24 protein-coding genes, 1 tRNA gene and 1 pseudogene are annotated in these 19085 nt (G+C 71.8%); 22 read left to right on the top strand and 4 right to left on the bottom strand.

Annotated features, from left to right (window positions below; genetic code table 11):
• The first annotated feature begins 156 nt into the window (after nucleotides 1–156).
• On the top strand, nucleotides 157–993 hold the full coding sequence (locus OOK41_RS00245; protein WP_266262377.1) for a regulatory iron-sulfur-containing complex subunit RicT: 837 nt from the start codon (nucleotides 157–159) through the stop codon (nucleotides 991–993).
• Between the two features lie 6 nt (nucleotides 994–999).
• On the opposite strand, the gene OOK41_RS00240 is transcribed toward OOK41_RS00245, so the two are convergent.
• On the bottom strand, nucleotides 1000–2754 hold the full coding sequence (locus tag OOK41_RS00240; protein WP_266262376.1) for a metallophosphoesterase: 1755 nt from the start codon (nucleotides 2752–2754) through the stop codon (nucleotides 1000–1002).
• A 131-nt stretch (nucleotides 2755–2885) separates the two neighbouring features.
• Between OOK41_RS00240 and OOK41_RS00235 the strand changes: the two genes are divergently transcribed.
• Nucleotides 2886–2959: transfer RNA gene (locus OOK41_RS00235), tRNA-Thr, on the top strand.
• Between the two features lie 229 nt (nucleotides 2960–3188).
• On the opposite strand, the pseudogene OOK41_RS00230 reads toward OOK41_RS00235, so the two are convergent.
• Together OOK41_RS00230 and OOK41_RS00225 are read right to left on the bottom strand one after the other, a co-directional pair.
• Nucleotides 3189–3413: pseudogene (locus OOK41_RS00230) on the bottom strand (tyrosine-type recombinase/integrase); the annotation flags it as partial.
• A gap of 352 nt (nucleotides 3414–3765) precedes the next feature.
• Nucleotides 3766–4422, bottom strand: a complete 657-nt coding sequence (locus tag OOK41_RS00225; protein ID WP_266262375.1) for a hypothetical protein — start codon at nucleotides 4420–4422, stop codon at nucleotides 3766–3768.
• Between the two features lie 644 nt (nucleotides 4423–5066).
• Between OOK41_RS00225 and OOK41_RS00220 the strand changes: the two genes are divergently transcribed.
• The 19 genes from OOK41_RS00220 (at nucleotide 5067) to OOK41_RS00130 (ending at nucleotide 18153) form a co-directional block, all read left to right on the top strand.
• Nucleotides 5067–5408, top strand: a complete 342-nt coding sequence (locus OOK41_RS00220) for a hypothetical protein (protein ID WP_266262374.1) — start codon at nucleotides 5067–5069, stop codon at nucleotides 5406–5408.
• A 527-nt stretch (nucleotides 5409–5935) separates the two neighbouring features.
• Nucleotides 5936–6235, top strand: a complete 300-nt coding sequence (locus tag OOK41_RS00215; protein WP_266262373.1) for a hypothetical protein — start codon at nucleotides 5936–5938, stop codon at nucleotides 6233–6235.
• Nucleotides 6225–6614 (top strand): hypothetical protein, encoded by a 390-nt coding sequence (locus tag OOK41_RS00210; RefSeq protein WP_266262372.1) that lies wholly within the window; start codon nucleotides 6225–6227, stop codon nucleotides 6612–6614. Before OOK41_RS00215 ends, OOK41_RS00210 begins: the two co-directional genes overlap by 11 nt.
• Entirely contained in the window at nucleotides 6614–6871 is a 258-nt protein-coding gene (locus tag OOK41_RS00205; RefSeq protein ID WP_266262371.1) for a hypothetical protein, read from the top strand. Before OOK41_RS00210 ends, OOK41_RS00205 begins: the two co-directional genes overlap by 1 nt.
• Before the next feature lie 58 nt (nucleotides 6872–6929).
• A complete protein-coding gene (locus OOK41_RS00200; protein WP_266262370.1) occupies nucleotides 6930–7340 on the top strand; it encodes a hypothetical protein in 411 nt (136 codons plus the stop codon).
• 318 nt (nucleotides 7341–7658) lie between these two features.
• A complete protein-coding gene (locus OOK41_RS00195) occupies nucleotides 7659–7985 on the top strand; it encodes a hypothetical protein (protein ID WP_266262369.1) in 327 nt (108 codons plus the stop codon).
• A 513-nt stretch (nucleotides 7986–8498) separates the two neighbouring features.
• Complete coding sequence (locus OOK41_RS00190; protein ID WP_266262368.1) at nucleotides 8499–9056, top strand: hypothetical protein; 558 nt, start codon at nucleotides 8499–8501, stop codon at nucleotides 9054–9056.
• 264 nt (nucleotides 9057–9320) lie between these two features.
• Nucleotides 9321–9515 (top strand): hypothetical protein, encoded by a 195-nt coding sequence (locus OOK41_RS00185; RefSeq protein WP_266262367.1) that lies wholly within the window; start codon nucleotides 9321–9323, stop codon nucleotides 9513–9515.
• Nucleotides 9516–9526: 11 nt separating this feature from the next.
• The gene (locus OOK41_RS00180; RefSeq protein ID WP_266262366.1) at nucleotides 9527–9778 is read left to right on the top strand and encodes a hypothetical protein; all 252 of its coding nucleotides are present in this window, start codon (nucleotides 9527–9529) and stop codon (nucleotides 9776–9778) included.
• Entirely contained in the window at nucleotides 9775–10512 is a 738-nt protein-coding gene (locus OOK41_RS00175) for a hypothetical protein (protein WP_266262365.1), read from the top strand. Before OOK41_RS00180 ends, OOK41_RS00175 begins: the two co-directional genes overlap by 4 nt.
• Nucleotides 10513–10696: 184 nt before the next feature.
• On the top strand, nucleotides 10697–11350 hold the full coding sequence (locus OOK41_RS00170) for a hypothetical protein (RefSeq protein ID WP_266262364.1): 654 nt from the start codon (nucleotides 10697–10699) through the stop codon (nucleotides 11348–11350).
• A gap of 769 nt (nucleotides 11351–12119) precedes the next feature.
• Nucleotides 12120–13238: a hypothetical protein gene (locus tag OOK41_RS00165; protein WP_266262363.1), complete on the top strand. Its 1119-nt coding sequence runs from the start codon at nucleotides 12120–12122 to the stop codon at nucleotides 13236–13238.
• An 81-nt stretch (nucleotides 13239–13319) separates the two neighbouring features.
• Nucleotides 13320–13784: a hypothetical protein gene (locus tag OOK41_RS00160; protein ID WP_266262362.1), complete on the top strand. Its 465-nt coding sequence runs from the start codon at nucleotides 13320–13322 to the stop codon at nucleotides 13782–13784.
• Nucleotides 13785–13840: 56 nt separating this feature from the next.
• Nucleotides 13841–14263, top strand: coding sequence for a hypothetical protein (locus OOK41_RS00155; protein WP_266262361.1), 423 nt, complete (start codon nucleotides 13841–13843; stop codon nucleotides 14261–14263).
• A 653-nt stretch (nucleotides 14264–14916) separates the two neighbouring features.
• The gene (locus OOK41_RS00150; RefSeq protein ID WP_266262360.1) at nucleotides 14917–15141 is read left to right on the top strand and encodes a hypothetical protein; all 225 of its coding nucleotides are present in this window, start codon (nucleotides 14917–14919) and stop codon (nucleotides 15139–15141) included.
• 17 nt (nucleotides 15142–15158) lie between these two features.
• A complete protein-coding gene (locus OOK41_RS00145; RefSeq protein WP_266262359.1) occupies nucleotides 15159–15944 on the top strand; it encodes a hypothetical protein in 786 nt (261 codons plus the stop codon).
• 457 nt (nucleotides 15945–16401) lie between these two features.
• A complete protein-coding gene (locus OOK41_RS00140; protein WP_266262357.1) occupies nucleotides 16402–16602 on the top strand; it encodes a hypothetical protein in 201 nt (66 codons plus the stop codon).
• A 205-nt stretch (nucleotides 16603–16807) separates the two neighbouring features.
• Entirely contained in the window at nucleotides 16808–17332 is a 525-nt protein-coding gene (locus OOK41_RS00135; RefSeq protein ID WP_266262356.1) for a hypothetical protein, read from the top strand.
• An 8-nt stretch (nucleotides 17333–17340) separates the two neighbouring features.
• Nucleotides 17341–18153 (top strand): hypothetical protein, encoded by an 813-nt coding sequence (locus OOK41_RS00130; RefSeq protein WP_266262355.1) that lies wholly within the window; start codon nucleotides 17341–17343, stop codon nucleotides 18151–18153.
• Here the strand turns inward: OOK41_RS00130 and OOK41_RS00125 are convergent.
• Complete coding sequence (locus OOK41_RS00125) at nucleotides 18072–18413, bottom strand: hypothetical protein (RefSeq protein ID WP_266262354.1); 342 nt, start codon at nucleotides 18411–18413, stop codon at nucleotides 18072–18074. The two genes, OOK41_RS00130 and OOK41_RS00125, sit on opposite strands and share 82 nt — an antisense overlap.
• 163 nt (nucleotides 18414–18576) lie before the next feature.
• On the opposite strand from OOK41_RS00125, the gene OOK41_RS00120 reads away from it, so the two are divergent.
• The gene (locus tag OOK41_RS00120; RefSeq protein ID WP_266262353.1) at nucleotides 18577–18780 is read left to right on the top strand and encodes a hypothetical protein; all 204 of its coding nucleotides are present in this window, start codon (nucleotides 18577–18579) and stop codon (nucleotides 18778–18780) included.
• The last annotated feature ends 305 nt before the right edge of the window (nucleotides 18781–19085 follow it).

Below are 19085 nucleotides of genomic sequence, written 5' to 3'. Positions count from 1 at the left end.
TCCGGCTGGGCGGGAATCAGCCGTCCGGGCGAGGCGTATCGGGACGAGGGGCCGGCGCGGGTCGGACGATTCGACGTCGATGGATCGCTGCGCCGGGTGACCGGACGGCGACCGGTGGGGTGGGTGGTGGGGGTCGCCCCGTCGTAGGGTGAGGGCATGGGCATGCTCTGTGCGGTCAGCTTCAACCGGTACGGGCGGCTCTACTACCTCGACCCGGGCGAGTTCCGCCCGCAGGTGGGCGACCGGGTGCTGGTCCCCACCGACGACGGTCCCGAGGTGGCGGAGTGCGTCTGGGCCGCGCAGTGGGTCGGCGAGGACACCGACGGCTTCCCCAAGCTGGCCGGGCTCGCCGGGGACGACGACCTGCGTCGCGACGAGCTGCTGCGGCGGCGCAAGGCCGAGGCGAAGGTGGCCGCGAAGCGGCTGATCCGCGAGCACGGCCTGCCGATGAAGGTGGTTGCCGTTGACCACGTCCTCGGCACCGACGGGGGCGGCGACCGCACCACGGTCTACTTCACCGCCCCGCACCGGGTCGACTTCCGCTCCCTGGTCCGCGACCTCGGGGCGACCCTGCACTGCCGGGTCGAGTTGCGCCAGCTCTCCGCCCGGGACTCCGCCCGGGTGCAGGGCGGCATCGGCTCCTGCGGCCGGGACCTGTGCTGCGCCACCTTCCTCACCGACTTCGAGCCGGTCACCATCCGGATGGCCAAGGAACAGGACCTGCCGCTGAACCCACTGCGGATCTCCGGCGCCTGCGGCCGGCTGATGTGCTGCCTGAAGTACGAGCACCCGCTCTACCAGCGGTTCCAGGAGTCCGCCCCGTCCATCGGCAGCCGGGTGAGCACCCCCGAGGGCGACGGCCGGGTGGTGGGCCACAGCATCCCCCGCGACTCGGTCACCGTCCGCCTGGACGCCGACGGCTCCCGCTGCTCATGCAGCAGGGCCTCGGTCTGCGCCCCCCGCCAGGCCCACGACCAGCACTACACCCCCTGACCCGGGTCAGGGACGGAGGGTGATCGGGGGTTCGGCCAGGTGGGGGGTCAGGGGGGTCTTGGGGGCCAGCCAGGAGGCTGTGGGGGAGGCGTCGGGGTTCAGTTTCCAGTCGCGGGCCACGCGGTCCACGGCGATCGGGTAGATGGTCAGCGTGCCGTCCGGGTCGATGCGCATCCGCAGGAACGCCTTGGCGTCCTCGATGCCCTGGCCGGCGAAGAGCTCGTTCAGGTTCACCCCGAACGCGCCGGCGACCAGCAGGTACGCCGCCACCAGCTCGGCGGCCAGGAACCCGATCACCGGGCCGTAGACCACCGCGGCGGCGGCGGCCGGTAGCGGCCAGGACCAGTCGTAGAAGGGCAGCGACAGCCATGCCCAGGTGCCGGCGGCGGCCAGCGCCACGTGGGCCAGCCCGTGTCCCACCCCGAGCAGCCAGTGCCGTACGTGCCGCTTCCCGCCCGCGCTGGGCGGCTTCGCGAAGAACGCCGCCCCGAGCATCGTCACCATCAGCATCGCCACCAGCGGGACGCTGAACAGCCGCTGCTCGGTTCCGCTGGCCCGGTTCGCCGCCACCCCGGCCATGGCCAGCATGAGCAGCGTGTGCAGGCCGCCGAGCAGGGTGCCGAAGCCCGGGTTGCGCAGCGGCAGCCGGCCGAAGACCCCCCAGCCGTACCGCCGGGAGCGGGCCTTTTCGGGGTAGCGGGCCATCAGGTCGTACGCGCGGGTGCGGCTGGCCCGCCGGGACAGGGTGTCGCGCGGCGGCACCTCGATCCGCTCGGGCAGATGGTGGGTGGGGTACAGGTAGGCCCCGCCGCTGCCGCAGGTGATCAGCTGCCGGTCCGGGCCGGCGTACCGGGCGTAGTGGTGCAGGTCGCCGGAGACGAGCAGCCGCACCCGCGCCCCGGTCGGCGCGACGATGGTGCGGACGAAGTAGTCGATCGAGTCGTACGCCGTGGGGTGGTCGACGGCCTTGACCCAGGTCGGCGCCGGCACGGCGATGATCACCCGGCTCTGCGGTCCCAGCTTGCGGGCCACCGCGTCGAAGTAGGTGAGCTGCGGGTCGTCCAGGTACGAGCCGGACTGGTCGTCGAGGCCGAGCAGCCACCAGTCGGCGGGCAACTCCACGGCGAAGTACGAGCGGGACTGCCCGGTGCCCCAGCCGCCGAAGTGCCGGTCCCGGGTGCGGACGAACAGCCGCAGGAAGGCGGTCAGCCCGTCGTACCAGTCGTGGTTGCCGGGCACCGCGAACAGGGTGGGGCGCTCGGGCGGCGTGCCCGGCAGCGCGGCCTGGTACGGCCCCTTGCACCGGTCCTCGTAGGCGGCGTAGGACGCCGACGGGTAGACCTGGTCGCCGCCCATCACCAGGGTCCGCGCCCGGGGCAGCCGGTGCCCGTCGACCTCCAGCTCCGGCTGGGCGAGCAGGTACGCGACCGAGTACGTGGCGTTGAAACCGTCGCCCAGGTCGGCCACGTAGTCCAGCCACAGCCCGCCGTCCGGCCCGACCTGGCGGAAGATCCCGTCGCCGAACGCGTTCTGTAGCTCCCGTTTGTCCAGGTACGCCCCGAACAGCACGGCCAGCAGCGTACGCAGGCCGGTGCTGATCAGCAGGAGCGGCGCGAGCCACGGCACGGGCTTGCGCGGGGTGAAGCCCAGCTCCAGCGGGTCGGTGCTGCGCGGCCGACGCGCCGCCCCGGCGTCGGCGCTGTCGTCGTCCGGGCAGTCGGCGTCGTCCGGGCCATCGACGGGGATGCGGTCGTCGGTCACCTGGGGCAGCGTAGTCCCGGCCGGGCCTCCGCGCTGTCGGGTGCGGGCACCGTCGGCCGGCTGACCCACGTCGAGGCGGAGGGATCCGATTGGGGCCGCCGCCCGGGTGTGCCGTACACTTGACGATCGTTGCCGCCTTAGCTCAGTCGGCTAGAGCGACGCACTCGTAATGCGTAGGTCGACGGTTCGATTCCGTCAGGCGGCTCGGGGTAGCAAAAGGCCCTGGTCACTTCGGTGACCAGGGCCTTTGCCGTTGCTCGTATCGGTGTCCGGCTATCAGGAAGATCGGCGGCGGCGGCGCTCGGTGACAAGATCGGTGACAGTGGCCGTTCTCCAGCCGCGCAGGCTGGCTCGGACCGAACATCGCGGCCTCCATCGCGCGGCGGCGACGAGTTGGCTCTACCCGATGCCGGTACCTTGCAGGTCGTGCGGATGTCCGTGTGCCCCAACGTCTCCTGAACGATGGAGATGTCCACACCCATTTCCAGCAGCGCCGTTGCGGTGGAATGCCGCATCACATGCACGCGGGCTTCCGGCACCCCAGCTTCCCGGAGAATCTCCTTCCACTCCGCCCAGTCGACGCGCGGATCTATCGGCCGGCCGTCCCGATGGCAGAACACGTAATCGTTCGCCTTCCACCAGGTGCCCGCCTCGCGCATTTCGGCCTTCTGCGCCTCCTGGTGCTCCCGCAGCAACTAGGCCACCCCGGGCGGCAACGCGACAACACGCGGATGCGTAGCGTGCTCATCTTCGGACGCGTAATCACCAGTCCTCCATCCCTGTTTGTTCGGGCACGTTGATGCGTGTCCCTCGCAATCTATGCGCAGGCACAGCAGCGGGCAGCCGCCTTTCCCTTGTGCCGCTTGCAGTCTTTCGGGCAGCTCGAACCGGGTGCAGCCTTGCGATTCTTCGGCGCGGCCGGGCACCTGCGCGTGCGGTCGTCGCAGCCGTGCCGCCAGGCCGAGCCGCTGCAGCTGCCCGTCGTGACGACCTCGTTGTCCAGGGTCCAGATCAGATATGGAGCTGACGTCTGCCCTGCCGGGGCCGATGGCGAGCCCTACGTACCAGCGGGCGCTGACTGCGGCAGCGCCGCGCCACCTCCGCCGACTCGTCTCGCGACAGGGATTCCCGAGCCGTCGTCGGCGCGCCCGGCGGGTCCATCAGCTTCGCCACGTTCCGGGTAACCCGCCCACGCCGCAGCGCGATCTCCAGCCCTCGCCGGATCACCGCGTGCGTCTTCAGGACGTGCCCCTCCGAGCACGGCTTCGGCTTCTTCGAGTACATCGCCTTGTACAGCCGGTCGAGATCCTCGGTTTCTAGCGCGTCGACCAGGAGCCCGCCGAGGTGCGGGAAGATCCAGTTGCGGCAGCGGGACCAGTAGTCGTCGAGGCTGCGCCGGGCGAGCTGCTTCGCGCCGTACGGGGCGATGTCGGTCAGCCAGGTGGTGAACCACTGCTCGACGGTCGGCGTGCGGCCGACGCGCGGCTTGTGGCCGGCGTCCACCTTCTTCAATAGGTCGCGGAGCTTGCCCCGTACATCGGCTTCCGTCTTGCCGGACCGGTGCCGGCGGTCGAGCTGTCCGTTCGGCTTTCGGCCGACAGTCACCTTGGCGTGGTAGAGCCCGTCGGGGCCGAGGGTGACCGGCACGTCCCGCCAGGTGCGGCACATCCGCTGCTCCAGTCCGCCTCGCTCACCGGCGACGCCAGGCCGAAGTAGCGGATCATGGTACGGATCTCCTGCTTCTCGGCCTCGGAGACGTTGGGATCGCGCAGCCCGGCGAGCGACCTCCTGCATGTCGGTTCCGATCAAGCGGCTCGGACGATTCGCGGCTCCCGTCCTCGGCCTGGTACGCGCGGATCGGCACGCGGGCCTTCGCGAAGCGGACCTGGCTGGCGCGCGAGGTCCTTTGTCCTGCCGCTGCTGCCGTCCAGCGTCGCCGAGCTGACCCCGGTCGCCTTGACGATCTCGTCAATGGTCATGCCGCGCTCGCGGGCCTCGCGTAGCGCGCGGTCAACGAGACGACCGAACTTAGCGGCCCTGACCTGCGCAGATGTTGACATGCGCAGACGGTATTTCCCGTGATCAGGAAGGCCTTCATCCTGGAAGAATTCCCGATCTCGACGACGCCGCGGCGGGCTGAGGCCGCATCGGTCGGACCAGGACGCAGCCCCCCAGCAAGCTGGTGCTCTGCATGGCTTGACCATAGACGTACAGGAGATCAGCAAGAACTGACCGAGTATGAGTCCTTCCACGATGTCGAACCCGGCCGGTGGCGGCGTACGGTCTTCTCGAACACGAGAAAGGATTTCTCAGTGATTCCCGAGATTGAGAAGACTGCCCCGCCCGCAACCCGCGACCTGTATCCCGTCAACGACGTCGCCTACCGGCTCGGTGTCACCCCCCGCAAGGTCTGGATGCTGATCTCCAAGAACCGCATCCGGACCAAGCGGCTCGACGGCCGCCGGCTTGTCCCCGCCGACGCCCTTGCCGAGTTCATCGCCAACCTGCCGGACGGCGACTCCGACAAGGCGAAGGCGCGGCGCCCCGACGCACCCGGGTGGCGGATCCGGTGGCACCGGACCAGGTGCCGGTGCTGGCACCGACTGGCCGCCTGCACCGCCGCCTCGGCGAACTCGGCTACCGCGGCTCGGTGAGCAGTTGGAACTGGTCGCCGCCGTCACGCAACCGCCGCGTTTGCACCCCGGGCCTGCGTGCCGCGCGATCAGCCGGGCCGGCCGGGGCAGTCGGGCCACGCTGAAAGCCGACGCCGGTCAGGTAGCGGCACCGACACGGCGCGGCCCCCGGCCGGTGCAACGGCGCGAGGGCTCCACACCCGGACACACCGGCTTGCGGCGGGAATCCAGATGCACCCGAACCCTATCCCGGCCGAGCAGCCGCGCACGATCAAGGCCCGGTACCTGGCGGCCGGCCTGTCCGTCGTCTACGGCGACGGCACCCGCGACCTGGTCGCCGACGTGGTACGCGACGGCGACGACGTCACGGTGACGATGGCGGACGGCGCGGCGGCGTCGTACGACGTCGAGGAGGGCGTCACGGTCCTGCGGACGACCAAGGACGAGCTGACGATCCCCGCTGGCGCGGTCGACGTCCTCGCCGCCCGGATCGCCGACGTCAACGCCGAGGTCGCCGAGGTCGAGTTGGATAGCACGCCTACGAGCTGGTGCTCGCCGGGGTCGCCGCCGGCCTGCCCATCCCCGACGAGACGTGGATCCCGTCGAACAACACCGTCTTCACCGTCCACCTGGCCGACAACGACCCGGCCAGCGTGGACAGCTGGGCCGCCTTCCTCGGACTGGAGACGCCGGCCTACGGCAGCACCATGCGGGGGCCCCGGCGGCCGTTCCGGTCCTACGAGGCGAAGGGGCGGAACTGCCCGGGGATGCCGGGTTGGTTGGTGGACGTGCAGAGCTTCTGCGACGTCGCCGAGCTGGAGGCGCAGCAGGCCGGCGGTGTCCAGTGACGGCCCCGGACCTGCCCCCGGTGCAGCCTCTCGGCCCTACCCCCGGCACCGGCTCGGCAGCCGCCCGGCCCCCGACGACGCGACGGGTCTGCGCTACGACCGCGGCGACCTGGAGGAGCAGCCCACCACCGGCGTGCTGCCGACCGGGGTGGAGGGCTGGTCCGCGACCGGCCGCCGGACCTCCGCCGACGTGTTCACCGTCCAGCTCAAGCCCTGCTGCGGCGACGTGCTGCTCGGCGAGTACTGCGACTGCGCGGAGTTCGCCGCCGGCCTCGACCTCGCCCCGGTGATCGTGATGCCGCCCTTCGACCTGCGCCGGCTCGCCGAGCAGCACGTGACGGCCGCCGAGTGGGACCGGCGCGAGCGGGGCGCTGCGTGATGGCCGCCCTGATCATCGCCGTCGCCGTGCTCGCCGCCACCGTGGCCGTCCTGGTCCGGCTGCTGGTCCTCGCCGACCGGCAGATGCGCTCCCTGTCGGTCCGGGTGCGGCACCAGGCGGACCGCATCCGAGCCGGGCGGAGAGCCCGGTCCGCATGGACGGTGGACCTGCTGCTCGGCGGCCTGCGACCAGCTGACCGCCCGCAACGAAGGCCCTGCGCGAACTGGACGCCCGGCAGGGCCGTCGCCCCTCGCTGACCGACTGGTGGCAGGCGTACGTGGCCGAGCTGCCTCTGACCCACCCGGGAGATGCCCGATGACGACCACCGACACCCCGACCACCGCGCTGGACCTCGACGCCATCCGCCCCGCCACCGACCTGCTGATCACCCAGCTCCGCGAGGCGCTCGGCGAGATCAAGGCCCACACTCACCCGGCCAGCGGTGAGGACTTCAACTGCCTGAACCTCGTGAGCTGGCTCGGTGAGCGCATGGGGCCGGTCTTGCGCCGGCTCGCCGACGAGCAGGCCGAGACCCGGAAGTGGCAGGAGCGGAACGCCGCGCTGGCCGACGAGTTCACCGCCGAGGCGGACCGGTTCCGCGCCGCCCTGGCCGCCGAGCAGACCCGGACCTCCCGGCTGGAGGACGCGCTCGCCGCCACCGAGCAGCAGGCCGCCTCCATGCGGATCGCCCTCGACCGGGCCGACGCCGAGGCGGAGGGCCGATGAGCACCGACGAGCTGGCCCCGCTGCACCCCGACGCCACCGGCCTCACGCTCTTCCGGGCCTCGAACGACGACTGCCGCGCCTACAGCGAAGGTCAGCGAGTTCACCAGGGCCGGGCCGGCGTCGCGCGCTTCCTCCACCGCCTCCGCGCGCGCCTCGGCTACATCCGCAGCAGTTCCGCCGACGAAGTCGGCCAAGCCATCGACGTTCTCCAACGCCGACGAGGACATCGTCCAGGACTACGAGGTGACGTCGTCGCGGGCGCACGCCTACATCAAGCAGAGCTCCGCCTGACGGTCGTGCCGCCGCGGCGACAGCCCGGTGAGCCGCGCTACACCGGCCTGCCGGCCGGACGCCGTCCAGGCCGGCCCCGACTACAGCCCGCTGCACCGGCGGACCGGCTCCGCCTCAACCCGACCACGTGGCAGGACCCCGGCCCGGGCGCTGCCCGCCGGCCCGGAGGAGCGCACCGGCGTCATGCCGGCCGTGACCGCCGCCGACACGGCCGTCATCCCTGCGGTGCCGGCGTCCCGTGACGACGTGCTCGCCGAGATGCGCGCCGACCTGGGCGCCCCGGCCGGGCCCCTCGACCAGTGGGCCACCGCCGGCCACCCCACCACCGACACCCGAGAGGAGCAGCAGGCGTGACCGATCTGGACCTGCGGCTCGCCGACCTCGTCGGCACCACGACGACCCGCCCACCCCGCCGCCGGCGCCCACGCACCACCCGAACTCAGCGAGTTCGCCCCGCATAACCAGCAAGGAAGCGCCAGCGGATCACCGACTGGTTCGCCGACGACACCAGCCAGGTGTTCCGGCTGTTCGGGTACGCGGGCACCGGCAAGACCACCCTCGCCCGACACATCGTCGAAGGCCTAGGTGTGTCCGCCCTCTACGCCGCGTTCACCGGCAAGGCCGCCTACAACCGGGCAAGGGCGCGACAACGCGTCCACCGTCCACAGCCTGATCTACCAGCCTGGCGGAAAAGGCCCTGAAAGCGGCTGGAGGAGCGCGAAGGCGCAGCTGCGCGACACCGACATTGGCCGAGCAGGCCGAGCTGGCCCGGCAGGTTGCACGAGCAGTCGAAGATCGACTCCCGGACTGGATCCTCCGCGACGACCAGGCCGCGCGAACCTCCTCGTCCTCGACGAGGGCTGTCGAGTGGTCGGCGAGCGCATGGCCTACGACCTGCTCAGCTTCGGCACGCGGATCCTGTGCCTCAACGACCAACCCGGCACCCCGGTCGACGGCGGCGGCTACTTCATCAACCACGCCGCCGACCACCTGCTCACCGAGATCCACCGGTCCGCCCTCGACTCGCCGGTCACCCGCATGGCCACCGCCATCCGCAACTCGGAACCCGGCCGGCGCGACTACGGCATCGGCGGCCGCGACGGCGACTCCGGCCGCGTCGACCGCCTGTCCATCGCCGACCTGCTCGCCTTCGACCAGGTCCTCGTCGGCCGCAACGCCACCCGCTGGCAGGCCGTGCACCTCCTCCGGGCCCTGCGCGGCCTCATCGGCGCCCTACCAGTCCGGCGGCCGGATCGCCCTGGCGGGCTTCCGGCAGGCCGAGGTGTTCGCGGCCAGCAGTTCGACGTCATGGCGCTCTGGACTCCGACCGGCCGGACCAACGCCTGGTCGTCCGCGACGACAGCGGGGAGCGAGCCTTCCTGTCGGCGTCGGCTTCAAGGACCTCGAAGGCCGAGAAGCAGGTAGCGCGACGGCCGCGGCACCATCTCGCCGCCACGTTCGCCCAAGCCATCACCACCCACAAGAGCCAGGGGTCGCAGTGGCCGCGGGTGCTGGTCGTCGACGAGTCTTCGGTGTTCTACGGCGCGGCGTACCGCGAGCACGCAAAGACGCTCGGGCCGGCCACGGCCGCCATCGAGGAATCCGGCGGCCGCCGCGCTGAAGCCGCACCGCCGTCACGCGGGCAGCCAAGCAGGCCGTCATCGTCCCCAGCCTCAACGGAGTCCTCGCATGAGCCAGATCGACATCGGCGCCGATCAGGACCGCGTTGACGCCTTCAACACAGAGCACTCGGTCGGCAGCTGGGTCCGCTACTGGACCGGCACCCGCCAGGACCCGGCCAAGAGCGGTCAGACCCGCACCGAGGCGCAGCTGCTCAGCGGCCACACCCCGGTTGTCTGGGTGACCGGTCACGGCGCGCCCTGACCCACGTCGACGTGATCCCGGGCCAGCCGGAGGACATCGAAGACGACAGCCGAGACCTGCCCAACCTCTACGCCGCCGCCGAGCGGGTCGGCGAGTACATCGCCGCCAACGGCGACGGCATCTACGACGTCATCGGCGGCCACCCGCTGTACGCCCGCGACCTGGAGGCCCTGCGCCAGGCCGCCAACGACGTTGAGCAACTGCGCGAGATGCTGCTCAACGAGCGCGAGGGCTTACCTGCGCGAACCCGGGACCGCGCATGACCGCCGCTGTCTCCGACGCCGAGCTGGCCGCGCTCATCGCGTCCCTGCGCATCGACCAGCCCGCCCCCGCGCCGGCGCCGGCCGGCCCGCCGCCGTCAACGGTCGCCGAGATGCGGGAGGTCCTGGGCGACCTCGACGCGTCCCGGCCCCGCAGCCAGCAGACCCGCCTCGGCCCGTCCGAACTCGGCACCCCGTGCCAGCGGCAGATCGCCATGAAGCTGGCCGGCATCGTCCGTCAGCCGGAGGACAAGCGGCCGCCGTGGGCGCCGATGCAGGGCACCGCCATGCACGGACTGATGGAGGAAGCCCTGCGCTTCCACAACCAGCAGCTCGGCCGCGACCGGTGGGTCATCGAGGAGAAGCTGACCGTCGACCCCGGGCTGCCCGGCGTCGACCCGATCACCGGCCACGGCGACGCCTTCGACACCGACCACGCGTGCGTCGTCGACTGGAAGTACACCGGCGTCACCGCGCTGCGTGCGGTCAAGCGCAAGACGGTTCCCAACGCCGAGCTGGTCAAGCCGGAGTACCGCATCCAGGCACACCTCTACGGCCGCGGCCACGAACGCGCCGGCCGGGACGTGCGCTACGTGCGGCTCGTCTTCCTGGCCCGCTCCCACGACTACGCCGACAGCGCGGAGTGGACGGAGGAGTACCGACCCGACATCGCCGACTGGGCCATCGACCGGTACTTCGCCACCCGACCTCATCGGCCCCCACGGCCTGGACATTGACCTGGCCGACCGGTGGCCCGCCGTGCCGGCCACCCCGGCAAGGCGTGCGACTGGTGCCCATTCCGCCGGGTCGGCGGGCCACAACACGACGCCACCGGCACCTGGGCGACACCGACCAGAAGATCACCAATCAGCTCCGCGGCCTCATTCGCGTAGCACACCACCCCTCAAGAAGGAGAACGTCATGAACGTCATGGACGCAAACGCCCTGCTCATGGGTGGCGGAGTCAAGTCCGTCAACTGGAAAGACAACCCGATCGGCCACACCGTCATCGGCACCATCGCCGAGACGCCGAAGGTCGAGCAGATGAAGAAGTTCAACTCCGACGAGCTGGACTTCTGGCCCTCGGGTGACCCGAAGATGCAGATCGTCGTCACCCTCCAGACCGACCAGCGGGACCCGGCCAACGAGCAGGACGACGGCAAGCGGCGCCTGCACATCTCGCCGCGGATGATGAGCCCGGTCCGGGAGGCCGTGCAGCGGATCGGCGCGAAGGGCCTGGAGATCGGCGGCCGGCTCGCCGTGCGGCGGGTCGGCGGCAGCGGCGCCGTCGGCGACCCGTACACCTTCGCCGCCGAGTACGGCGCCCCCGCGATCGACCCGGCAGCCTCCTCGGTGGCAACGGTGGCGGGCAACGCGCGAGCCGGTGTGCGCCCCGGCAGCGCCGATGTACCGGCGCCCCGCCGCCGGCAGCGGCGCGGATCCTCGGCATCACCCAGCCCGCCTCGCGGCATCCCGGCCGGCATGGACAGAAGTGGGCCGCCCTGCCCGAGGTGCAGCAGCGGGCCATCGCCGCCGCCATGGCCCCTACCGCAGGCGCCGGCATCCCGTTCCTGACCCGCGCTCAACCGTTCGCGGCCCCGCCCCGCCCTTCGGGGCGGGAAGCTGCCCGCAGATCGGAGCATCGAGCAGAAGGCCATCGACGGCAGGCAGCGCGGCGGGCATGCCATCGACCTGGCCGCCGTCCGCCGCTGGCTCGGGATCCTCGGCGACTCTGGCCACGTGCATGTGTGCTCCACCGGCGACTGGACCCGGCCGCATCTTCGGCGACCTCGACGCCGCCACCGTACGCCAGCTACGCAAACCAACAGGGCCGCGAAGGCATCTACCTCCGGATCACCACCCTGCGCACCGACCGCACCATCGGCGGCCGCGGCGGCGCCACCGACTCCGCCGCCCTGCCCGCCCTCTGGGCCGACCTCGACCTCGCCGGCCCCGGCCACGCCGAACAGGACCTCCCCCCGGACGAGACCGCCGGCCGCGCCGTCATCGCCGCCACCGGGCTCCCGGAGCCAACCATCTGGGTGCACTCCGGCGGAGGCCTCTACCCGATCTGGCTCCTCACCGAGCCGCGCACCATCACCCCCAAAACAACCTCGACCAGGCCAAGGCCCTCGCCCGGGACTGGCAGCGGATCATCCCGAACACGCCGCCGCCTCCATGGGCTGAGCGTTGCAGCCCGCGGCGTCGGCGGCCCTCGCCCAGGTGCTCGCGCATCCCCGGCACCGTCAACCGCAAGGAAGGCCTCGCCCGGCCCTGCCGCATCGTCGGCGCCATCCCGCACCGGTACACCGTCGCCCAGCTCCAGGTAGCCCTCGACGCCGCCATGCAGCGCATCGCCCCGGCCCCGGCAACCCCACCGACGGCGGCCAGCCCGATCATCAGCGGACCCACCAACGGCACCCGAGCACCCGGCCAGGTCCACCCCGGCGAGGACTTCAACGCCCGCACCGAATGGTCACAGGTCCTCGGCGTTGCCGGGTGGCGCGACGCCGCTTGCGACGACGACGTCACCTACTGGACCCGACCGGGCAAGCCCACCGGCATCAGCGCCTCCACCAACGCCCTCGGCACCGACCGACTCCACGTCTTCACCACCAGCGCGGCCCCGCTTGACGGCGGCGAGTCCTACAGCAAGTTCGGCGCATACGCGGCGCTGCACTTCGGCGGCGACCACAAAGCCGCAGCCCGGGCACTCGGCCAGCAGGGCTTCGGCAGCGGACTGCCCGACCCGGCCACCGAACAGGCCACGATGATCCGCGACCTCGTCGGCCACCTCCACCAGCCCGGCCCGGCCACCGCCACGCCGACTGCCGCCGGCAGCCCTGCGACCGAGCCGACCCGGCCGACCCGGCCCACACGCCCTTACAAGGATCTGGACCCCGGAGATCGACGTCCGCAACCCGGCCGTCGCCGCCGACTGTACGCGAAGAGGCGGGGCATGAGCTCGCCGGCCTGTTCCACCGCCTCGACGCCATCGTCCCCTCGCGAGGGTGAAGACGAACACGTGCCCATCACCGACGTCGAGACCAACGACGGCCCCGCCCGGTACTTGATCAACGACTCCACCCTTGCCAACGGATCACCTACACCTACGGCTGCTTCCGCTGGACCAGAAAAGGCGAAGAGGACGTGCCCGTCAGGCTCTTTCCCGGCCCGCCGCACGCACCGCCATGGCGTGCCCGGCATGCCCAGCCTGCAGGTGCTGCGCGGCGTCATCCACCCCGTCGTCCGCCCCGACGGCGGCCTCATCGAAGCCCCCGGGTACGACCCGGCCACCGGACTCGCCTCCGGGCCGGCCTCGTCGACCCCGACGGCCCACCGACGGCGACGTCCGCGATGCCGTGAAGCTGCTCCTGGAGATGATCGACGGATTCCCCTTCATCTCGAGCACTACCGCCCTTCCCCTCCCGGTGCCCTGCTCACCCGCTGCTGCGGTCGCTGACCCCGCCGCCGTACAAGCTCCACGCCATCGAGGCCACAGCCCGGCTCCGGCAAGACCCTGCTCGCCAGCATCCACGGCGGGGTGTTCCGCGCTGAGCTGCCCGAGGACGACGCCGAGCTGCGCAAGCAGATCACCGCCATCCTCTCCATCACCACCGGGCCCGTCGTCGTCCTCGACAACGTGAGCGGCGCACTGAAGAGCAGCACCCTCGCCGGTCTGCTCACCACCGACCTGTGGGACGACCGGCCCTTGGGCTCCACCTCCTGGACGCGGTCCACCAACGACCGCATCTGGACCGTCACGGGCAACAACATCTCCATCGGCGGTGACCTGCCGCGGCGCACCATCCGCACCGTCATCGACCCCGGCCAGCCCAACCCAGAACTGCGCACCGGCTTCGCCATCGACAACTTGGAAGGCTGGGTGAAGGAACGGCGCGGGGAATTGCTCCACGCACTCCTGACCTTGGTGCGTGCCTGGGTGGCCGCCGGAAAGCCGCTACCGGTCGAAAGAGCCAGCGACACGCCCGATGGGTCCGCACCGTAGAAGGCATTATCACCACCGCCGGAATCGCCGGCCAATTCGATCACGTCTCCACTCAGGTGGAAGTCGGCACCGACGACGACGAATGGTCGGTTTTCTTGGCTGCCGTGTTCAAGGCGTATAAGGATCGGGCCTGGACGGCAAAAGAGCTCCTCAGCGACGTCGACACCGGCAACCTCATCGCGCCTGGGCTGATTCCTGCGGAAGCGCTGCCGGACGAGCTCGCCGCCAAGGCCGCCAAGGCGCCGAAAGGTCCGGTGGGCATCGCCAAGTCTCTCGGTCGGTGGCTCGCCAACCGCGAGGGCCGGTGGGCCGGTGGTCTGGCTGTCCGCTGCATCGGCAAGGACCGCGACGGGATCAAAGAGTGGCAGATACGGGCGAACTCGGACAGGGGCGGGTCTGGACGGTTGCGGGGTTTGAGGGTTGCCGGGTTTCTTTCGGCTTGCGCGCCCCCTGAACGACCAAGCGACTACACATCGTAACCGATTGGTTGGTGGCACTCCCGTCACCAGAAAACCCGGCAAACCCCCAACCCCCGCAGGCGGTCAACCGAGGCGGACCCGATGAGCAGCGCCATCTCCACCACCGCCACCGAAGCCCGGTGCCCCGCACAACACACGCAGCACTCCTCTGCGCGCCCTGGACGAAGGCCTCCCCGTCGCGTCGACACCACCCGCTGCTGCCCGACCGCCGCAGAAATCAACGCACTCCTCGATGGCCGATGGACCTACACCCACACCGCCAACAAACACCTCGTCATCCGCGACGAACACCGAATCGCCGCCAACACAATGCGCGGCACCGTCCACGCAGAACACAAATGCACCGGCCCCACCGCTCACCATCGAAATGATCGGAAAGTGGCCAACCCCCGCGTAATCGGACTCGACTCTCAATAACTGCCACCGGAATCGCATGGTGCGACGGCAGCACCACCATCGCGACGAAGAAGACCGGTGGCCCGGCACTCGCACATCACCGACGAGGTATGCCGCGCCGTCGACGGCCGCTCCATCGACCTCGTCGTCATCGAAGACCTCCCACCCACGCCAGCGGGCCGCCATCACCGGCATGGTCCACGGCGCCGTCCGCGCCTGCTCCACCTCCGACTTGGCCCCTCATCACCCCCGCGAGCTTGAAGAAGTACGCCACCGGCCGCGGCAACGCCGGCAAGCCCGAGATGGCCGTTGCGCTCTACAAGCGGGCCGGCCGCGAGCTCGCCGACGACAACCAGGTCGACGCCTGGTGGCTGCGCGCCGCCGGCCTCGACCACCTCGGCCACCCGCCGGCCGACATGCCGAAGAACCACCGGGCCGCCCTGGACGCCGTCCGCTGGCCCACCGCCGCCCAGCTCGCCTGACCCGGAAGGACACCGCCATGACCTACGCCGACCGCATCCCGCTCATCCGCCCCGCCGACGCCCTCCGCCAGGCCCGCACCGCCGGCATCTTCGCCCCGGACCGCCCGGCGCCCACCGACGCCGACCGCATCGAGGCCGAGCGTGACGACCTCCGCATCCAGCTCGGCCGCGAGCAGGCCGAGACCCGCAACATGGTCCGCGACCGCGACGAGGTGATCCGCGAGCGCGACGAGGCCCGCCGGGCGTGCGACGACGCCACCGCCGACTACTGGCAGGGCATCGTCACCACCGTCTGCGGCGAGCGCGACGAGGCCCTCGGCACCATCAGCCAGGCCTGGGCCGCCCTCAACGCCGCCGGCCTGGCCAGCCCCACCGCCTCCGTCGCCGAGCTGATCGGCCAGCTCACCGCCGAGCGCGACGAGGCCCGCCGGGAGCGCGACAAGCTCGACGCCGAAGGCCACCAGGAAGTGGAAGACGCGGCTCGTCGGCGAGCCTCGACCGCGAGAAACCGCCGTCAAGGAGCTACGAGCGCGTCGAGCAGATGGCCGACAACCTCGCCGCCGCCATCGCCCGCGCACCGGCGCCAGATCGGCGAGCACCAGCAGCATGAACTGCCCCTGGGAGGCATGCTGGGCCGCCACCGAGCGGGCCGAGGCCGATCCCCGCCGCGACCCCCAGTTCCGCCCCGGACCGCGCGCAGGACGAGCCCGCCGAAGAGCGCACCGAGTACGGCGTCCGGCTCATCCTCGCTGACGGCACCACCGAGACGCTCGACAGAGTCGACCTCGCCCTCGCCGAGCTGACCGTTGCCCGCCACGCCCGGGCCCGCGCCGACAACCGGGCTGGCGGTGCACACGTCAGCGCCGAGTCGCGGACGCTCACCCCCTCGGCGTGGTCGGTGCGTACCGGACCCGTCGACCCGGCGTGCGAGCAGCACTCGCTCGGCCCCGAGTCGACCTGCACCACCACCTGCCCGGCCAACCCGGCCAACACGCCGGTGGAGGGCTGACCGGTGGCCGCGACCCCGCACTCCGCCCGCGTGTTCATCGCCGTCGACCCGGTCCAGGACTACGAGGAGACCCTGACCATCCTCGGCGTGTACGGCTCCCTCGCCGCGCAGGTCGGCGCGGCGGCACGCCCCGCCCCCACGGCGTGCCGGGTGGCCAGGCCGCTCCACCGAAGTGCGGGAGTGGGTCGGCGACGAGCATCGCCAAGACCTGGACGTACCACCGGCGACCGGATGGCCCAGGAGGCTGACCGGTGCAGGGACAGATGGAACTGTTCGCCACCGATGCGCCCGCCATGGAGACCGCCGCCCCCGTCCGCACCTGGGCCGACGTGCGCCGCGGCGAGCGGCGCACCTACAACGTGCCCGGATCGCCATGGCGCGGCACCTGGACCGTCCGCCGCATCGAGCAGCACCCCAACGCCCCGTACGCGCTGATCGTCGGACTTGGTTAACGAGGACGGCCGCGTCTGGCAGTCGTGCCCGCGACACCCCGCCGACATGCTCGTGACCGCCCGCCGCGTCGGCGTCTCCGCCGCCACTGAGGATGGCGGGGACAGCCGCCGCCGACACCTGGACCCGCGACAGCGCCCTCGTCGTCGCCCTCGCCGCCGACCGGGCCGCCCAGGCCATCCGCCGCTCATCACCAAGGAGGACCAGGTGAGCCAGCCGTGGCGCCGATCCAGCCGCGCCGACCCTCGGGCCCTACCCCTCGCCGACCGCCACTACAACCGCCAGAAGCCCGGCTCGCCGCAGTTCGTCCCACCCGGACGCTGCCTCGTCCTGCTCACCGACCCCGCCGACGCGCTCTGGGTCACCTCCTGGCCCATCGCCGCCTACGTCCGCCATGCCTGGGCCGGCGCGTGGATGAACAGCCTGTTCCGCCGGGAGCCGGAGTGCGAGTACCTCGCCTCCGACCTCATCGCCGCCGCCGTCGCCGCCACCCGCGCGCACTGGCCCGATGTCCCGCCCCTCGGGATCGTCACCTTCGTCGACCCCACCAAGACCCGCCGCAAGCGCGACCCGGGCCGCTGCTACCGCCGCGCCGGCTTCACCCCGGTCGGCGAGACGAAGGGTGGACTGCTCGCCCTCCAGCAACTGCCCGCCGACATGCCCGACCCGATCGACGCCCGCCCCCCGGCCGCCGCCGGTGGCCAGGGCGACCTGTTCGACCTCACCGCCTGAGGAGCACCGTGATCAGCCCGCACCACCTCCACGCCCTGGCCGCCGCCTGGTCGCTTCACGCCGCGCTCGCCCGGCTCACCAAGCTCACCGAGGACGAGGCCACCCAGATCCTCGCTGAGTGCCTCGAAGCCGCCGACAGCCTCCGCTCCCCGAGCTGGGGCAGCCGCCGCAGCGGCGGCCACAGCGACCCCGTGAGCGGCCTCCTGCTTGCCAGCCAGCGGACGGAACGGATCAACCGGTGGGCGACGCTGGCCGAACGCGCGGAACGCCGCCTCACCGGCATCGCCGGCATGCTCCGAACGCCGGCAGACCTCGGACCGCTCGGCCAGATCATCACCGCCATCCCGCAGCTCCAGCCCGGCACCGCCGCCGTCGTCCACCGGCACCTGGTCGACGAGGACACCTGGGTCCGCGCCGCGGTCGGCCTCAGCCCAGACCGCAAGCCCTTGCCCGGCGTCGCCTGCCCGCACTGCGGGGAGCGGCAGCTCGTCGTGCAGGCCGCCGGCCCCGTCGAGGCCTGGACCGTCGTCTGCGCCACCGGCCGGCTCTGCGTCGGCCGCGGCTGCCCGTGCGGGATGCCCGGCGCGGTGGAGGGTGCCGCTCACATCTGGCCCCGGGCCGCCGTCCTCGGTGCGGTCGCGGGGCCGCACACGAACCCGCTGACCCGACCGACGAGAGGACCGACCATGCCGGTAGAGATCGCGAAGTGGAAGACCGTCCACGCCATCTGCCACCACGTCTACGGCGACGAGTGGGACGACGAGGAGGCAGCCCAGGCGTACGACGAGGAAGGCAACGGCCTCTGCGCCGACTGCGGCTGACCTCCGGCCAGGTGCGACCGTGCGCCCCGGGCCGCCCGACCGTCGAAGCCCAGCAGGTAATCCGGCTCGGCCAGCGTCGATGACGCCGACTGGCCGCCGCGCTGACCAGCAACCTCGGCAAGCGTGACACCAGCAGCGATCAGGGCCTTGATCGTCGTGTCGGCGTCCTCGAAGCTGAGCAGCTTCCGGACCCCGTCCTCGTCGCCTTTCACGGCAACGGCGAGGATGGCCACCGTGACGGCGGTCTCTTCAGGGGTCATTGAGCCAGGGTGCCGCACGAGGGCTGGCCCTGCCGCACCGGACAGCCAGTGCGCTGGGCGCTTGCTCGCATATTCGCAACCGGCACTCGAAAGCAGCGCATCACCGCGTCGCTGTTATGTGTGGCGCGACCCGCATCAGCCTGAGGAAGGTACGGTTAGGACCGTGATCACCGTGGAGGGCCGGGAGTGGGGCACCGCCCTCGCCGAAGCCTGGGCCCCGACGTCACCGTCGCCATGGTCACCATGGCGCGACCACCGAGGACTCGGCGGCGCGCCGGCTACAGCCCCGCTCGACGAGGCCGCCGCCATCGAGCACATACCGGAACCTCGGCGCGCGGACGGCCTCGTCGGCACTGCCGCCGCCTGACCGCATCATTTGTTCACATCCCGCGTAGGCGGAGTGTGCCCACAGCCAGCCGGTTGACCTCAGGTCCCGCCGGGCAACACCGGGGACGGGACGCAGGGGCGTGACGCGGGCAGGCCGACGTGGTGGCCGGCCTGCCCTGCATACCGGGAACCACCGAGGGCACCGCGAAGTCCGGGGGAGGTGACCATGCCCACCGCGACCGCGGCCTGGGCTGGGAGCACCAGCAGGCCAGAGCCCGCGCCCTCGCCGTCCTCAAGCCAGGCACGCCCTGCCACAAGTGCGGCCACCCGATGGACAAGGCCACG

The organism is Micromonospora sp. NBC_01655, assembly GCF_026339755.1.
In the GTDB taxonomy this organism is placed as follows: Bacteria; Actinomycetota; Actinomycetes; order Mycobacteriales; family Micromonosporaceae; genus Micromonospora.
Note: the sequence above shows the minus strand (reverse complement) of the source record. Positions and strands in the feature narration are given on the sequence as shown.

Excerpts from the sequence above, each read along its gene's own strand:
- OOK41_RS00225 (WP_266262375.1), bottom strand. The coding sequence starts at position 4,422 with ATGTGCCGCACCTGGCGGGACGTGCCGGTCACCCTCGGCCCCGACGGG.
- OOK41_RS00205 (WP_266262371.1), top strand. The coding sequence starts at position 6,614 with ATGGCCGCCCTGATCATCGCCGTCGCCGTGCTCGCCGCCACCGTGGCC.
- OOK41_RS00200 (WP_266262370.1), top strand. The coding sequence starts at position 6,930 with ATGACGACCACCGACACCCCGACCACCGCGCTGGACCTCGACGCCATC.
- OOK41_RS00125 (WP_266262354.1), bottom strand. The coding sequence starts at position 18,413 with ATGACCCCTGAAGAGACCGCCGTCACGGTGGCCATCCTCGCCGTTGCC.
- OOK41_RS00145 (WP_266262359.1), top strand. The coding sequence starts at position 15,159 with ATGACCTACGCCGACCGCATCCCGCTCATCCGCCCCGCCGACGCCCTC.
- OOK41_RS00170 (WP_266262364.1), top strand. The coding sequence starts at position 10,697 with ATGAACGTCATGGACGCAAACGCCCTGCTCATGGGTGGCGGAGTCAAG.
- OOK41_RS00175 (WP_266262365.1), top strand. The coding sequence starts at position 9,775 with ATGACCGCCGCTGTCTCCGACGCCGAGCTGGCCGCGCTCATCGCGTCC.
- OOK41_RS00245 (WP_266262377.1), top strand. The coding sequence starts at position 157 with ATGGGCATGCTCTGTGCGGTCAGCTTCAACCGGTACGGGCGGCTCTAC.
- OOK41_RS00165 (WP_266262363.1), top strand. The coding sequence starts at position 12,120 with ATGCAGCGCATCGCCCCGGCCCCGGCAACCCCACCGACGGCGGCCAGC.
- OOK41_RS00185 (WP_266262367.1), top strand. The coding sequence starts at position 9,321 with ATGAGCCAGATCGACATCGGCGCCGATCAGGACCGCGTTGACGCCTTC.